Annotated in this window: 13 protein-coding genes; 12 read left to right on the plus strand and 1 reads right to left on the minus strand. The window is 61.7% G+C overall.

Going from position 1 to position 16396, the window contains the following annotated elements; genetic code table 11:
* Nucleotide 1 precedes the first annotated feature (1 nt).
* The gene (locus PLL20_02705) at nucleotides 2–1270 is read left to right on the plus strand and encodes an MFS transporter (GenBank protein ID HPD28878.1); all 1269 of its coding nucleotides are present in this window, start codon (nucleotides 2–4) and stop codon (nucleotides 1268–1270) included.
* Between the two features lie 71 nt (nucleotides 1271–1341).
* Here the strand turns inward: PLL20_02705 and hemL are convergent, their stop codons facing one another.
* A complete protein-coding gene (hemL, locus tag PLL20_02710; protein HPD28879.1) occupies nucleotides 1342–2667 on the minus strand; it encodes a glutamate-1-semialdehyde 2,1-aminomutase in 1326 nt (441 codons plus the stop codon).
* Between the two features lie 240 nt (nucleotides 2668–2907).
* Between hemL and dnaA the strand changes: the two genes are divergently transcribed.
* The 11 genes from dnaA (at nucleotide 2908) to PLL20_02765 (ending at nucleotide 16196) form a co-directional block, all read left to right on the plus strand.
* Nucleotides 2908–4230 carry a chromosomal replication initiator protein DnaA gene (dnaA, locus tag PLL20_02715; GenBank protein ID HPD28880.1) on the plus strand — a complete coding sequence of 441 codons (1323 nt, stop codon included), beginning with the start codon at nucleotides 2908–2910 and terminating at the stop codon, nucleotides 4228–4230.
* 503 nt (nucleotides 4231–4733) lie between these two features.
* On the plus strand, nucleotides 4734–5834 hold the full coding sequence (dnaN, locus tag PLL20_02720; protein ID HPD28881.1) for a DNA polymerase III subunit beta: 1101 nt from the start codon (nucleotides 4734–4736) through the stop codon (nucleotides 5832–5834).
* A 25-nt stretch (nucleotides 5835–5859) separates the two neighbouring features.
* Complete coding sequence (locus PLL20_02725; protein HPD28882.1) at nucleotides 5860–6297, plus strand: hypothetical protein; 438 nt, start codon at nucleotides 5860–5862, stop codon at nucleotides 6295–6297.
* A gap of 14 nt (nucleotides 6298–6311) precedes the next feature.
* Nucleotides 6312–8909: a DNA topoisomerase (ATP-hydrolyzing) subunit B gene (gene gyrB, locus PLL20_02730; protein ID HPD28883.1), complete on the plus strand. Its 2598-nt coding sequence runs from the start codon at nucleotides 6312–6314 to the stop codon at nucleotides 8907–8909.
* A gap of 122 nt (nucleotides 8910–9031) precedes the next feature.
* The gene (locus tag PLL20_02735; GenBank protein HPD28884.1) at nucleotides 9032–11701 is read left to right on the plus strand and encodes a pitrilysin family protein; all 2670 of its coding nucleotides are present in this window, start codon (nucleotides 9032–9034) and stop codon (nucleotides 11699–11701) included.
* Between the two features lie 62 nt (nucleotides 11702–11763).
* Nucleotides 11764–12162, plus strand: a complete 399-nt coding sequence (locus tag PLL20_02740; protein ID HPD28885.1) for a hypothetical protein — start codon at nucleotides 11764–11766, stop codon at nucleotides 12160–12162.
* Between the two features lie 368 nt (nucleotides 12163–12530).
* Nucleotides 12531–12944 (plus strand): MarR family transcriptional regulator, encoded by a 414-nt coding sequence (locus tag PLL20_02745; GenBank protein ID HPD28886.1) that lies wholly within the window; start codon nucleotides 12531–12533, stop codon nucleotides 12942–12944.
* A gap of 165 nt (nucleotides 12945–13109) precedes the next feature.
* Nucleotides 13110–13433, plus strand: a complete 324-nt coding sequence (locus tag PLL20_02750) for a hypothetical protein (protein HPD28887.1) — start codon at nucleotides 13110–13112, stop codon at nucleotides 13431–13433.
* 226 nt (nucleotides 13434–13659) lie between these two features.
* Nucleotides 13660–13896 carry a hypothetical protein gene (locus PLL20_02755; GenBank protein HPD28888.1) on the plus strand — a complete coding sequence of 79 codons (237 nt, stop codon included), beginning with the start codon at nucleotides 13660–13662 and terminating at the stop codon, nucleotides 13894–13896.
* Between the two features lie 263 nt (nucleotides 13897–14159).
* Entirely contained in the window at nucleotides 14160–15437 is a 1278-nt protein-coding gene (locus tag PLL20_02760) for a hypothetical protein (GenBank protein HPD28889.1), read from the plus strand.
* Nucleotides 15438–15764: 327 nt separating this feature from the next.
* Nucleotides 15765–16196, plus strand: coding sequence for an NUDIX domain-containing protein (locus PLL20_02765; GenBank protein ID HPD28890.1), 432 nt, complete (start codon nucleotides 15765–15767; stop codon nucleotides 16194–16196).
* Nucleotides 16197–16396 lie beyond the last annotated feature (200 nt).

The raw sequence follows: 16396 nt of genomic DNA on the forward strand, positions 1-16396 counted from the left end.
CATGAGCCAGACCAAGCCCGTTGATTACGCAGCGGTTTCGACCAAGACCCCACCGGGTCTGGGTATGGGCGTCCGCCTTTCCGCGATGATGTTCCTCCAGTACGCGATCTGGGGAATCTGGGCCCCGATTCTCGGGTTGCACCTGGGGGCTTTGCCCGGCTTCCAGACCCCTGAGGGAGCGGCGGACTTCGGACGCATTGGCCTGATCTATATGACCATGCCAATCGCCTCCATCATCGCCCCGTTTATTGGCGGCCAGATCGCGGATCGCTATTTCTCGGCGGAGCGGTTTCTAGCCTTCAGCCAGCTACTGGGTGGAGTTGTCCTGCTGGTCGTCAGTCAGCTCACGACCTTCGCCGGAGTCTTCATCGGCATGCTGGTATATAATCTTCTATATGCCCCAACTATCGCCTTGACCAACTCTATCACCTTCCAGCACTGGCCGAACCAGCAATTCAGCAAAATCCGCGTCGCCGGCTCGATCGGCTGGATCGTCATCGGCTGGATCTTCACCGTTTGGATGGCCAAGCTCGGCCATGCCTTCCGGACGCCCGCGATGGGCGATTGCCTTTACGGCGCTGCAATCCTGTCTATCGCCTACGCGGGGTACGCTCTTTTCCTTCCCCACACGCCTCCCTCCAAGCAGGCGGGCAACCCGCTGGCTTTCCTCGACGCCGTGAAGATGCTGAGGAACCCCGCGTTTGCGGTCATGGCTGTGGTCTCGTTCTTCGTGGCCATCGAACTCCAACTCTATTTCATCTGGGCACAGAGTTTTCTGAAATCGGGGGTCGGGATTCCCGAGGGCTGGGTGAGTACCGTACTGACGGCAGGGCAGGTGTGCGAGATGGTGATGATGGTGCTCTTGCCGCTGGCTCTGCTGAAGTGGGGCTTCCGCGCAACCATGGCGATCGGTATCGCCGCGTGGTGTCTGCGAGATCTGGTCTTTGCGGTCGGCCAACCAACCTCTCTGGTGGTGGGAGCAGTCGGCCTACACGGCGTGGGTTACGCGTTCTTCTTCACGACGATCTTCATGTTCGCTGATGCGATCGCTCCCAAGGATATCAAATCCAGCGCCCAAGGCTTTCTGGCCTCGGTGACGATCGGGTGTGGCATGCTCATCGGTTCGCTGCTGGCCGGGCCGATCTCGACCGCCTGCGACAACCAGTGGAGCAAGATCTTCCTGGTGCCGGCGATCCTGTGCGCGGTCTGCTGCGTCGCGTTCCTGATCGGCTTCCGCGAGAAGCGCGACCAAGCTGCGGTTCCGGCTTGACGGGGATCTCGCGAGAGCAGTTGAGCCTCGGGTCACAGGCCAAGGCGGGCATCCGCGCGGGCGGAAAGGCGTCACTCTGGTTTGAGCACCTGAAATGCCTCGGCGGCCGCAGCCAGCGTCTGGTCAATCTGCTCCTCTGTATGGGCCGCAGAGACAAAGAACGTCTCGAACTGCGAGGGCGGCAGGTAAACGCCGCGTTCCAGCATGGCATGCACAAACTGGGCATAGGCCCGCGTATCACTACGGGCGGCGCTGGCATAGTCTGTGACCGGTCCGACCTGGAAGAACAACGTACACATGCTGGCCACGCGTGTGACGAAAGCCGGAACGCCGGCCGTGGCCGCAGCAGCTTTCAAACCGTCCTCCAAGCGAGTGGCCAAGGTATCCAGCCTTTCATATGTTCCGGGCTCGTGAAGCGCCTCGAGGGTGGCTAGTCCTGCGGCCATGGCCAATGGGTTCCCCGAAAGCGTACCGGCTTGGTACACCGGCCCCACAGGGCTCAGCTTCTCCATGACGTCCGCACGGCCACCATACGCTCCTACGGGCATCCCGCCGCCGATGATCTTGCCGAGGCAGGTCAGATCCGGCCGAACCCCGAAAGCCTCCTGGGCTCCGCCTACGGACACGCGGTAGCCGGTGACGATCTCATCGAAAATCAGGAGGGCTCCCGCCTCGTCGCACAGTTGCCGAAGGCCCGCCAAGTATCCGTCCACTGGCGGCACGCAACCCATGTTTCCCGCCACCGGCTCGACCAGAAAAGCGGCGATACGCGACCCGTGTCGCTCAAACACCTCACGGGCAGCCCCAAGGTCGTTGTATGGCACCACAAGCGTGTTCGCCGTCATTGCCGTCGGCACCCCCGCCGAGGATGGGGTGCCAAATGTCGCCAATCCCGAACCCGCCTTGACCAAGAGGTAGTCCACATGCCCGTGGTAGCAGCCTTCGCATTTGACCACAAGGTCGCGGCCCGTGAAGCCTCGCGCCAACCGCACCGCACTCATCACGGCTTCGGTACCGGAATTGACGAAACGTATCCGTTCGATGGACGGAAAATCCTCAACGATTCGCTCAGCCAAGCGCGTCTCGGCTTCCGTGGGGGCGCCGTATGACCAGCCCTTGTCCAAAGCCTTGCTGGCGGCGGCAGCGACGCGCTCGTCCGTGTGCCCGAGGATCAGGGGCCCCCAGGAGCAAACGTAATCTATGTAGTCGTTGCCATCGAGATCCGTCAGTGTCGCTCCCTTCGCCTTGGCAATGAACCGGGGGACACCGCCGATCGCCCCAAAGGCTCTGACTGGTGAGTTCACCCCGCCGGCAAGAACCCTGAGGGCCGCCGTAAACGCGGCTTGCGACTTCTTGTTCTTTTGTGTCTCATCGGTCTCGCTTTTCTGCTTGGCCATGATGGTGAGAATCATAACGGTTCGGTCCGGGCCTCGCGAGTGGCTGCATATGGCGCTCTGACTGGCTGTGGACCCTACATTTTGTGGCTGGTTTTTTGGCTTTGGCTCGGTATAATCTCTGCCTCGTTGGGCGATGTGATTGCGTCCCGTAAGTATTTGTGACGTAACAACTAACGTATCCTGGGTCGCGCGCGGCGCAGCAGCCGATCCGGCGACACCATCGCAAGTATCTCACCGCCGATGACCAGCATCAGCGAACGTGCCTGGAACGATATTCTTGCCTCTGTGAAGGCCTCCAACCCGGAGTTGGCCCGCCCGTGGTTTGCCGCTCTGCAACCGCTCGACATGCGGCACGGCGTGATCCGGGTGAACACCACAACGCCAGAGCAGCACCACTATCTCACGCATGACTGTCAGCAGGCCTTCAACTCCGCCGCCCAATCAATCACCGGCCGCTTGGTAACGGTACACTTCGTGTCACCCCCGACACCGGCTCCGAGGATCGAGCCACTGGCTTTCGAACGCGAGACCGAGAGCATTGTCCTCAACGGCAACTACACGTTCGACAACTTCGTAACCGGCCCCTGCAACCGCTTGGCCCACGCCGCCTGTGTTGCCGTGGCGGAGAACCCGGGCAGTGTTTACAACCCCCTGTTTCTTCATGGCGCTGTCGGCTTGGGCAAGACCCACCTGCTGCAGGCCGTCTGCCACCACATCCGGTCGCAGCAGCCGGAGAGTAAGATTCTCTACCTGTCCTGCGAGACATTTACCAACCACTTCGTCGAGGCGATCGAGCGGGGTGCCCTGCACCAGTTCCGGTATCGCTACCGCCACGTTGACGCTCTCGTGATCGACGACGTCCAATTCCTTGCTGCCCGAGAGCGAAGCCGAGAGGAGTTCTTCCACACATTTAACACCCTCTTTCAGTTGCAGAAGCAGATCATCTTATCCGCCGACGAATCACCGCGGGACATTCCGAGCCTGGAAGATCGACTCGTGAGCCGCTTCAACTCCGGTCTGGTAACCCGACTTGAGGCTCCCTGCCTGGAGACTCGAATGGCTATCGTCTCTCACAAAGCGAAGCTTCGCTGTGCCGATGTCCCCGAAGATGTTGTTCACTTCATTGCCGCCTCGGTTGATTCAAGTATTCGTGAACTAGAGGGGGCCCTGACGCGCGTCTTGGCCGTGGCTCAGCAGTATGGCGGGACGGTAGACCTAGGAGTAGCCCGTGAGGCCCTGGCACAGAGCCCGGCTGCCGGCAATCGACGAATTACGATCTCTGACATCCTCCAGATGGTAACGGAACGGTACAACGTCCGCCTCAGCGACCTGCAGGGCAAGCGCCGCCATCGTTCGCTAGCCTTTCCACGACAGATATGCATGTACTTGGCTCGCGAACTGACTCCTCTGAGCCTGGAAGAAATTGGCGGCCATTTTGGCGGGCGCGACCATACTACCGTCCTGCACGCAATTCGGACAATAAGCGAGCAGCGCAGCGTTGATCAGGAGCTGGAAGCAAACATCCGCCAGATAACGGCCCTGCTAAGCAAGCAAAAAGCCTAACCTGCGCCGGCGCGGCCATGCCCTACCGAGCCATCCTACCACGATTCACGCCTCCTGAGTCGCCGAACCGTAGGCGAGTCAGCTTTTTGCCAGCTACAACCCCAGCGCGTCATCACTCGATAACGCAAGCCCCCAGCCCGCCTGGCCGGATGATTCTAGTCACCGCCGGTATCAGCAGGATCGTGATCCCGCCGCCAGTCCTGTGGATAAACTGTGCCGTTTCCAGTATCCTATCGACGGCTTGCTCCTGCCCGGCGTCTGGGGAGCCAAGGCCCCCGGCATGGCCTGGCACTTGGACAGGCTGCGCTGACAGCTTATCCACGACCAGCAGACCCCAGGCCGGAGCGGTAAGCCCTTGTGGAGGCTCCACATCGCGGACCGGCGTTCGCGATGGACGCGCAATTCACAGGACACACGAAGATGATCTGATTAGATAGACAATAGTTATTAGTCAGCAGTTAGTTGTGACTCCATCAACCTAGTACGGAAGGAGCGAGTTGACCATGCAAGTGACCGTCAACCGCAACGCGTTGGTCGAAGTGTTAAACATGGCTGCCCCGGTTGCAGCAAGCCGCACGCCGCGGGAATTGCTGAAGTGTGTCAGACTGACGACTGTCGACGGCTCGCTGCTGGTAGGCGCGACGGATCTGGAAGTGGCCTTGCGCGGCGAGGTGCGGCAGGTTGAAGTCAAGGTACCTGGGGCTGCGCTGGTACCGGCCGATAAGCTGATGCAGATTGCACGCGAATGTCCGGACGAGACGTTGAACATCGAGAGCGAGGAGTTGGTGTGTCGCATTCGCGGTGCGGACAGTCACTTTGAAATCTACGGGCAGGATCCGAAGGATTTCCCGCCGGTGCCTGATCTTGAGGGTACGCCTGATGTTGAAGTCGAGGGCTCGGTGTTGACGTCGCTGATTGAGCGAACGCTCTTCGCGGTTGCTAAGGAGAACACGCGGTACGCCATCAGCGGTGTCTTGTGGGAGACAAAGGGGAAACGGCTCTCGCTCGTGGCGACGGATGGTCGTCGGTTGGCAGAGGCAAACGGGCCGGTGGCGCGGAGCACCGGTGGTGACCAGCGTATGATTGTGCCTGCCAAGACGATGCAGGTCCTGCAGCGGGTGCTGCCGCATGTCCCGGAGGACACGCCGGTTGGGGTCCGCTTCTCGAGTAATCAGGTGGTGGTCCGAGCGGGATTGTTTGTGGTCAGCTCGCCACTGGTGGAAGGGCAGTTTCCAAAGTACGAAGACGTCATTCCGAAGGACAGCGACAAGAAGATTACGTTATCAACGCCAGACTTTCACAGCGCGGTCCGCCGGGCAGCTCTCTTGGCCAGTGATGAGTCGAAAGGTATTCGTTTGGCGTTTGACGCGGGGATGCTGGTACTGTCAAGCCGGACCCCGGAACAAGGGGAAGCAACCGTGTCGATGCGCACCGACTATCAGGGTCAACCGCTTCAGATTGGCTTCAATCCTGCCTATCTAGCGGAGGCACTTCGCGTGGTCTCCTCGCCGACAGTACAGATGGAGCTGAAGGAGGGAAATCGGCCGGGCATCTTGAGGGCAGGGGCCGAGTTCCTCTACGTGATTATGCCCGTCAGCTTGTAGCTGGGGATGGGCCAGGGGAGCGAGCGTGAACGACGAGCAGTTGAGATGGGTTCAGTACAATCACGGGGAAACCGGGGCGCGCGCGCGGCCGCCGGTAGAGACTGAGCGGACGCGCCAGCGGGAGGAGCGGGAAGCAGCACGACGAGGGGCGGTAACCCAGATCGGTAAGCTGGTCCGGGCAATGGTCGAGAAGAGGTCCGGCCTGACGGCACTTCAGCAGAAGTTGCTGGCTATCTTGGACGAAGAGGGTGGAATCGACTTGGCGGCGCAGGTTACCGGCCTGGGACTCTATCAGGGAATTCTGCGGATCGAGACAGCCGATCCGGTGACACTCTGCGATCTCCGCATGCGCTGGCAGAGGCGCTTGTTAGAGGCAGTCCAGAGCCGCTTACCGGAGGCGGGCATTCGTGCGGTCCGGTTCAGTTTGGCAGGGCGCAGTAGTCAGAGCGACTCGCAAGAATAGGATAGACGGAAACCATGACCGAGGCCGCCAGTGAGGCACAGGGAGTTCCAACGGGGGAGCCGGCTGAGCAATCGGCAACGCCGACGGAGAGCAGATACGACGAGTCAAGCATCCGTGTGATGGAGGGACTTGAGGCGGTGCGCAAGCGCCCGGCGATGTACATCGGCGACACGGGCATCACGGGCTTGCACCATCTGATCTATGAGGCAGTAGACAACGCGATTGACGAAGCGATGGCCGGCTACTGCACAGAGATCGCCGTGACGCTGGGAGCGGACGGCAGTTGCGCGGTGCGCGACAACGGGCGCGGCATCCCGGTCGGCCCGATGACCCACCCCGACCCGAAGATCAACGGCAAGCCCGCAGTCGAGGTGTGCATGACCGTACTCCATGCCGGCGGGAAGTTCGACCGGCGAAGCTACAAGGTCTCGGGAGGGCTCCACGGCGTAGGCATCAGTGTGGTCAATGCGCTGTCTGAGTGGCTTCGCGTCCAGGTGCGGCAAGGTGGGAACGTCTATGAGATGGGGTTTGAGCGAGGAGTAACGACGTCGCCCCTCAAGATCATCGGCCATGCGGTCGACACCGGCACGGTCGTGAAGTTCAAGCCTGATGCACAGATCTTTCCTGACCACGATTTCCGTTATGAAACACTTCGATCGCGACTGCGAGAACTCGCGTACCTTAACGAGGGAGTGAGGATCACCCTTACCGACGAGCGGACCGGGAAATCGGAAGTGTATCATTTTGCTGATGGTCTGCGCGAGTTTGTGGCGCACCTCAACGAAGGAAAGGAGCCGATCCACAAAGACATCATCCTGATGCGCGCCCAGGACCAAGAGCAGCGCCTCGTCGTCGAGATCGCCATGCAGTGGAACGACGGCTACAACGAGAACGTCTCGTGTTTCGCGAATAACATCCGCAACATCGACGGCGGAACGCACCTGTCGGGCTTCCGTGCGGCGCTGACGCGAACTTTGAACTATTACGCAAAAAAAGAGAACCTCGTGAAAGGCGACCTCGTAACGACCGGAGAGGACTTTCGGGAAGGGTTAACCGCGATCGTGGCGGTGAAGGTGCCCGAACCGCAGTTTGAGGCCCAGACGAAGGTCCGGCTGATGAATCCGGAGGTCGAGACCTTTGTGACCCAGGTGGTCAACTCGCAACTCTCGACGTTCCTGGAGGAGAACCCTGCCGACGCAAGGCGGATTGTGCTGAAGGGCATCCAGGCTGCTCAAGCCCGGGAGGCGGCTCGGAAAGCCCGGGAGCTGACTCGCAAGAGCGCCCTCTCCAGCGGCGGGCTGCCGAGCAAGCTCTGGGACTGCCGGGTGAAGGACGCTGATACGGCCGAGTTGTTCATCGTTGAGGGCCAAAGTGCCGGAGGCAGCGCCAAGACCGGCCGTGACAGCGAGTTCCAGGCGATTTTACCGCTGAAAGGCAAAATACTCAACGTGGAGAAAGCCCGAATTGACAAGATGCTCAGTCACGAGGAGATCAAGACGCTGATCCTCGCCCTGGGTTGCGGCATCGGGGAAGACGAGTTCGATATCAGCAAACGGCGATACGGCAAGGTTGTCCTGATGTGCGATGCCGACGTCGACGGGAGCCATATTCGTACTCTGCTGTTGACCTTCCTGTTTCGCCACATGCGGCCGCTGATCGAAGGTGGATACGTCTACGTCGCCCAACCGCCGTTGTTCCTGCTGAAGAAGGGCAAGAAGAGCGAGTACGTCCTGAACGATGCCGTGCTCAGCCGAAAGCTTAAGGAATGGGGGACTGAGGACACAACGCTGGTGGTGCGGGCCGCCGACGGCACGGAGCGGGAGATCGCCGGGCCGGAGCTGGCGGAGCTCTATACGCTGCTTGAGCGAATCGATGCGCAACGGCGCATCCTCGAGCGCCGGGGAATCGATCAGCGAGAGTTGCTTACGCGACACGTCGATGAACAGGGGCGCTTGCCGGCCTATCGAGCGGTGGTCTACAGGCCGGGCGATCCGGAGCCCGCCACTTACTTCGGTTACAGCGACGAGGAGTTCCAGGCATTCTGTGAACAGGAGCGACAGCGGCTCGGCGAGGTTGAGGTGGTGGAGGCCGGCGCGGGTATGATTCCGCCGAAGAACAACGGCAACATGGCTCACCGGATTATTCGCTCCGATCTGAGCGAGTGTGCGGTTCTCGAGGAGGCGATGCGCAAGCTCGGGGCATTCGGCCTGAGCATGGATGATTACTACGCCGAGCGGGTGGAGCACGTCGACGGCACGGTGGATCCCGCGAGATTCGTGCTCAAGCACGGCGGCCAGGTTGTCCGGGAGGTAGACGGGCTGCGACACCTTGTTGAAGCCATCCGCCAAGTGGGTAGCACGGGAGTGGAGGTGAAACGGTTCAAGGGTCTTGGCGAAATGAACGGTGAGGAACTCTGGGAAACGACGATGGACCCGGAGCGGCGAAGCATGCTCAAGGTGGTGATCTCCGACGAGCCGGACGACCCGGAGCAGTTGGCCCTGGACGCCCGTGAGGCCGACCGCATGTTTTCAATCCTGATGGGGGACAACGTCGAGCTCCGACGCCAGTACATCGAAGCAAACGCCGCACACGTGAAGAACCTGGATATCTAGGACACGGGGCCCTATTGCGGGGCGCAACGCGAACACGCCGTGATCCGGAAAGTCCCGACATGAGCAACAACCGAATCCCTTGTACGACGGCAACGTTTCTTCTCTTGGCAGGAAGTCTGACAATGGGAGCATCACCGGGCCGCTGGGCCTACCGAGAAGGCCGGTTAGATAATGGTTTGCGCGTCCTGACGCTCGAGGACCATCGTTCGCCGCTGGTTTGCGTCCAGGTTTGGTTTCACGTGGGCAGCAAGGATGAAGACCCGCAGCGGCAGGGGTTCGCCCACATGTTCGAGCACATGATGTTCCGGGGCACGGACCGCATCGGCCCGCAGGACCATTTTCGGTATCTAAATCGCTTCGGGGCCCGCGTGAACGGATACACCAGCTTCGACGAGACGGTGTACTGGGAGGTCCTGCCGGCGTCGCAGTTGGATCTTGCCCTCTGGCTGGAGGCCGAGCGCATGGGCCGGCTGAAGATCAACGAAGAATACTTCGCGGCCGAGCGAAACGTCGTGAAGGAAGAGCGGCGGATGCGTTACCTCAACCGGCCGTATGGCCGATTGTATGAGACGCTGTTCGACGCGGCTTTCAAGGTGCATCCCTACCGCTGGACGCCGATCGGCAACATCCCGCATCTCAACGCCGCGACGGCGGAGGAGCTCCAGGCGTTCTTCGAGAAGTTCTACGTACCTAACAATGCGACCCTGGTCGTGGTCGGCGACGTTCAGCATGACGACGTCATGGCCAAGGCGACCCGGTTCTTCGGAACCATCTCAAGGCGGCCGGACCCGGTGCGGGTCGGCGTCGTCGAGCCTCCGGTCACCGAACCGCGTCGGGTGGAAATCGCGGATCGGGCACCGTCGCCGCGCGTCGTCATTGCTTATCATACGCCGGGCGCCCGCGACCCGGACAGCTTGGCCCTTGAGGTTCTGTCGAAAATCCTCTCCTCCGGTCAGAGCAGCCGCCTGTTCCGGCAGCTCGTCCAGGAGAGGCAGATCGCCGTGAGCGTGTTTGGATCGGCGTACACGCTAGAGCAGGCGGGCTTGTTTGCTCTATCGGCGATACTGAAGCCGGAGGTCTCGATCGAGGAGGGCGAACAGGCTCTGCTGGAAGAGATCCGGCGTCTGCTTGAGCAGGGTATTGAACCGGCCGAGCTGGAAAAAGCCCGCAATCAGACACTGGCGGAGTACGTACAGCGGGGCGAGACGGTGCAGGGGCGGGCGGATCTGCTCGGCTATGCGGCGGTGATCCTGGGTGACCCGGAGCGGGTGAACACCGATCTGGAGCGGACCCGGGCCCTGAGCGCCGAGCAGGTCATGGCCGTGGCTCGGCGAGTGTTCGGCGAGCAAGGTCGCGTGACCGTCGTGATACGCCCCGACCCCAATCCGCCGGCGGACGACGAAGAAGACACCAAGGCGCCTGAGGAAAAGCCGATTCCGGACCTGCCGCCGCCACCGGAGATGCCTCAGGGCGACTCGCCGCGGCCGGTCAAACTGGCGTCACCGGTTATGAGGCAGCTTGAGAACGGCTTGCGTGTGGCGGTGTTTTCGGATCACTCGGTGCCCGCGGTGACGGTGGCACTGAACGTGCTTGTGGGGGCCGCAAGTGATCCGCCGGAAGCGGCGGGCTTGGCCTACGTCACGGCGAACACTCTCCGTCGCGGGACAGCCCGGCATAGCGGCGACGAGCTTGCGGAAATCATTGACTCCCACGGCATGACCCTGAGCGAGTCGGTCGATCATTATGAGAGCGGGATACGGATGTGGACGCTCTCCGAGCATGTCCAACTGGCGTGCCGGACCCTTGCCGAGATCGTACGAGAGCCGTCATTCCCCCAGCGCGAGGTGAAGAACTTCGTCGAGCGGGCGGTTGCCCGAGAGAGGATCGAGGAGGAGAACCCCGCTACGATCGCCGGTCGGACCCTTGATGAAGCGATATTCGGCGACAACCCGCTCGCTCGACCGGAGGGCGGCACCTCGACGTCATTGAAAGGGATCACGCGGGACCAGGTTACTGCGTTTCACCGGCAGTGTTACGCCCCAAACGTCGCAACGCTGGTGTTTGCCGGGGATGTCACGGCGGAGCAGGCGACCGCAATGGCGGAGGAATGCTTCGGCGGGTGGGGTGGTCGGGCGACCTTCGGGGACCCGCCGGCACCGCCGCCGCGAGGCGATCTCAAGGTGCTGTTAGTGGATCGCCCGTCAGCCTCGCAGAGCGAGATCCGGATCGGACAGGTGGTGCCGGTATCACGACGTGATGGGGACTACGCGGCCGTGCGGCTGCTGAGCATGGTTTTCGGCGAGTCGTTCAGCGCCCGCATCGGGCGCGTGCTGCGCATTGAAAAGGGCCTGACCTACGGGGCCCGCGGCTCTTTCGAGGTCGAGGGCAACGCAGCGGCGTTTCGCGTCAGCACGTTCACCCGAACGGAAAAGACTGCCGATGCGGTCCAGGCGGCCCTTGCCGAGGTGGACAAGCTTCTCACCGGTGACGTCAGCCGCGAGGAGCTGGCCCTGGCGCGGGATCAGTTAATCGGCGGGTTTCAGGTTGGCTTGGAGACCCCGTGGCAAACAGCCAGCAGATGGTGGGACCTCAAAGTCTGGGGCCTGCCGGAGGGCTGGTATGAGGACTACCAGGCGGCGATCGTCAGGGTGAACGATCCGGCGGTCTTGCGCCAGGCGGCCGCGCGGACCATCGAGCCGAGGAAGCTGACCATCGTGGTGGTGGGCAACGGGGAGGGGGTCCGCGAGGGGCTTTCTCGCATCGCGCCGGTAGAATCGGCCCCTGCTCCATGAGTCGCGGGGCATGGTGATGAACAGTCGACTGCGGGGCGGTCCGCTTTCGCAGGAGGTTGCCAGTGAGCGAGGGACCATCCGGCAGGCGAGGAGCGGGTGGGGCTGTTTTCGGCGCGCTGCTTGGCGTCAACTTCGCGGCACTTGTGCTGTTGGGCGGTGTGCTTCTGGTGCTGCTGCCGAAGATGGCTGCGGTATACGCTGCTTTCGGGACACCATTGCCCGCCGTGACGGGGATCTTGCTGCAGGTGTCGCAGGCCCGGGCTGCGGTTCTGATGGGGCTTGGTCTCCTGCTTGCAGGGCAAGTGACCTTGGCCAGGGTTGCCGGCCGTGGCCGCCACGTTGTGCTGCTTGTCGGTGTCCTGGTGGAGATCGTTCTCGTTGTTGCGGTTGCCTTCGCCGTGTTTGTGCCGTACGTCGAGTTGATTAACAGCATTTCGGGTTCGAATGGAGCAGGCGGTTAGTTGCTTGGTCGCCGGCGGGGCTCTGTTCTGCTCGATCAGGCCGGGTGCCGGATTCGTCCCGCCTGCCCGTGGCATTTTCCCCTTGTCAGGAGACAATTCACGAGGTACAATTATTTGTATCTTGAAACGGCGTTCGCAGACGGTCTTGAGGCCACTGTTCTAAGGCGGACCGCCTTTTTGCGGGCCGCAACCCAAGCGTTCTGCGATCCAGAAACATGCGCGCAAGCCGCACAGATGTCTGGCCGTAAGGTTCTAATGGGGCCGAGGACCGCCGTAAGCAGATCCGCGGGTGGATTCGCCTGAGAGACAACATGCCAAGTTTTCACCAAGCCCAGCAACTACAAGAATTTGCGCAAGAAATGTTTGAGATGTCGAAGGACATCTGGGCGGCCCAGAACAAGTCAAAGACAAAGGATCAGACGGAGTTGACGGAGACGGAGTTCCTCACACTGGATCTCTTGGCCGACCGGCAACCGCAAACCGTGGGCGATCTTCAGAAACAGATCGGCATACTCCCCACCCAGATGTCCCGAGTCATCCGTGCGCTGGAGAGTAAGAGCGACGGGCCACTGATCAGGTGCCAGATTAACCAGCAAGACAAGCGGAAAGTGGACGTGGAACTGACCGAGGCGGGCCGCCAAGCCCACCAAGCGTACCGGCAATTCAAGCTGGGTAGCATCCAGCGCTTGCTCACGGGTTTGAGCGAGCAGGACCGCTTAGAACTTGTGCGGATTCTCCGTCTGGTGCGGCAAGAAGCCCGTAAAGTCTTGTCCCAAAAGTAGTTGTGCCTCATTTCGGTCGCCTGCCCAAGAATCCTCACAAAATAGTGCGCTTCCCCAAACTTTTTCGGGGTCAACAGTGTCTAACCAACTGACCGGTTCGAGAGGTTTCGGAGACGACCGTGAAGGCGGAGGTCTTGAGGAAACCGTAGACCAAGGAGGTTTGCCATGCCAGTCAGGAAGAATTCGATGTTGCTGATTGCGGCAATGCTCGCGACGCTGGCCCTCGGGACGGCGGCTCAACGGGCCGATGCTCAGGTTTATTACTACGCACCGGCGCCGGTCTATGTGGCCCCAGCACCAGTGGTCTACACCGCCCCGGTGTATGTAGCCCCCGCGCCGGTCGTGTACACCGCTCCGGTTTATTACTATCCGGGTTACTGCTATCGACCGTCGGGGTTTGGCTTCTCATTCGGGTATTGGGGTGGACACCGTCACTGTTACCATGGCCGAGGTTTCGGCTTCAGCTTTGGCTATCGCGGCTGCCGCTGATTGACGGCGGCCCACACTTAGGGGTTTAACGTAGGCGGTGGAGTCTACGCGGCACCAGGCCGGGTGTGTTGCCCGGCCTGGTATTTTTTGCGCCGCAAGAAAAGAGGAGGGCCGCCGCTGTGGCGCCGCTGTTCATCTCTCGCCAAGCGGCAAAGCTCTCTTCTTGCGGGCTGTTCACCCCTCGGTCAGCAGCTCGACCCGCCGCCCGCGCGGTTATAATGCTGGTATGAGCGTACAGGATACCATCCGCGAGATGCTCCGCCGTGAGCCTTTTGAGTCTTTTCGGCTGGTCACGTCCAGCGGGCAGTCTATCGTGGTCCACAACCCGGACCTTCTGGCCTTGCTCAAGTCGGAGGTGTTCATCGCTCAGCCCAATTCGGACAAACGCACCTTCGTCCCCCTGCTCCATGTGACTGCCGTTGAGACCGTGCACAACGGACGCAGGAGTTCCCGCCGAAAGTAGCAGGAACTCGCGGTACAAGAGGCGGAAGGTGGATACGCTGAATATGCGAAAGGTCGTCCTGGACTGGTTCCGCGCAGGCCGCGTGTTCCGTGGTTTGATGAGAACGACGCCGGCAGGGGAAGGGCCTTTGTTTTTTGTAGAAGTAGATGTTCTTTTTCCTCAGTATCTGATCGTGAGCAGGGCGCGGGCGGGGGATAGCTGCTTTCGGTGCGGCACATGCAGACGAGGACGGCGTGCTGAGCACGCCTTACCGAGGAGAAACCATGAGGCGACGCGAATTGCTCAAACGATCGTTGGGCTCGGCGCTGGCCGGCGGTGGGATGGCGGGTTGGCTCTCGGCTCGGCCGGCAAGAGCGGAAACCGCGACTGCACCTACGAGCAGGCCGGCATTTCCGGAGGCGAAGGCGGTCACCCGCGGGCCGAAGCATCATTTCTTCGGCTACTACGACAAGAGCCCGTGGGACGCGACCGGTCGATACCTGCTGGCGATGGAGATCGACTTCATCGGCCGCGATCCGCAGAAGGGCGAGTCGCTGACCGTCGGCATGGTCGACCTTCAGCGCGAGAACCGGTTCATTCCGCTCGACGTGACGCAGGCCTGGGGCTGGCAGCAGGGCACGATGCTGCGGTGGCTGGGTTCGGCCCCGGATCGCGAGGTCATCTACAACAGCTTCGACGGCAATCGCTACGTTTCGATCATCCACGACGTGCACAGCGGCAAGACGCGCACGCTTCCGCGGCCGGTGTACGACGTCAGCCTGGACGGCCGTCAGGCGGTGACGCTCGATTTCGAGCGGGTCAACCGGTTGCGGCCCGGGTACGGGTACGTTGCGCTGCCTGAACGGACCGAGCATGACGCGGCCCCCAAGGACGCGGGCATCTACTGGATGGACCTCGTCACTGGCGGCAACAAGCAGATCCTCGGGTTGGAGTGGGCGGCACATAACGAGCGGCTGCCTGAGTTCGAAGGTGCTCACCACTGGTTCAACCACCTGAAGCTCAACCCGTCGGGCACGCGGCTGCTGTTCCTGCACCGCTGGCGGCCGTTGTCGACCATGCGGTTCAGCACCCGGATGTACACCGCCCGCACCGACGGAAGCGACGTGCGGCTGCTCTCGCAGAGCACCATGTTCTCGCATTTCGATTGGCGCGACGACGAGACGATCCTGGCCTGGACGAGCACCAAGGAACAGGGGAATCACTTTTACCTGATCGACGACCGCACAGGTCGACACGAGGTCTTCGCCGGCGGCGTGCTGACGCGGGACGGCCACTGCTCCTATTCGCCGGACCGCAAATGGGTGCTCGTCGACACCTATCCCGACAAAGAGCGTCGGCAGCACCTGATGCTCTATCGGCCCGCGGACAACCGGCTGATCGAAATCGGCGCTTACCCGGCCAATCCCGCGCTGTCGGGGGCGTCCCGCTGCGACCTGCACCCGCGCTGGAACCGCGACGGGACGCAGGTCTGCTTCGACGGCAGCCACGAACCGACACGCCAGATGTATGTGGTCGACGTGGGACACATCACGCAGGCGTGAGTGTGGTGGCCGAGGGCGAGCGGGTGCCCCATCTGCTTCTTGCAGATGGGGGAGCGATGATTGTCGGTCAAAGGCACCCCTCCCGACTGTCGCTCGGACCGGAATCTGTTCTGGGCCGCCTTCCCTCGCAGCATCCGTTTCGTTCTCGGCGACAACGAGCATGGTAATCCTTGTTGAAGAGGCCCCGGATGGGAAGCTCGAGTTGGGGCGGGTGTTCTCGGTTTTGCCGGTCGATCGTCGCTCCCCCACCTCGCGGACGAGGTGGGGCACCCTTGGGGGTGCGCGGATGCTTTGTGCGCGGTGGTCAAGCGTCTATGATGGGCTGCTATGAATGATCCCGCGGATGGTGTTCGGCACGGCGTGGTGGCGGTCATCGAGCGTGACGGCCGGTGGTTGATGATTCGGCGCGGCGAGGGGGTCATTGCGCCGGGGTACTGGTGTTTTCCAGGCGGGGGCATCGAGGCGGGCGAGACGCCCGAGTTGGCGCTCGTTCGCGAGATTCGCGAGGAGATCGGGATGGACGTGCGGCCGGAGCGGGTGATCTTCAGGTGGCAGCGTCCGGACGGCAAGCTGATGCTGGAATGGTGGCGGGCGTCGTTCTCCGACGAGCGGCAGGAGCCACGACTGTCACCGGATGAGGTGGCCGAGATACGATGGGTCACGCTCGCGGAATTGAAGACTCTGCGGCCGGCGCTGGAGAGCAATCACATCTTCCTCGAGCATTTCGAGAAGGTACACAAAAGACGATCGAGGGGATAAACCCCTCGGCTCGTCAAGCGTATCCCTCCGGTTTCGCCTGCACGCTGCCCGAAGACCGAGGGGGTAAACCCCTCGGCTCGTCAAGCGTATCCCGTCGGTCTTACCCCTCCGGTTTCGCCTGCACGCTGCCCGAATACCGAGGGGATAAACCCCTCGGCTCGTCAAGCGTATCCCGTCGGTCTTACCCCTCCGGTTTCGCC

Source organism: Phycisphaerae bacterium, assembly GCA_035384605.1.
In the GTDB taxonomy this organism is placed as follows: Bacteria; Planctomycetota; Phycisphaerae; order UBA1845; family PWPN01; genus JAUCQB01.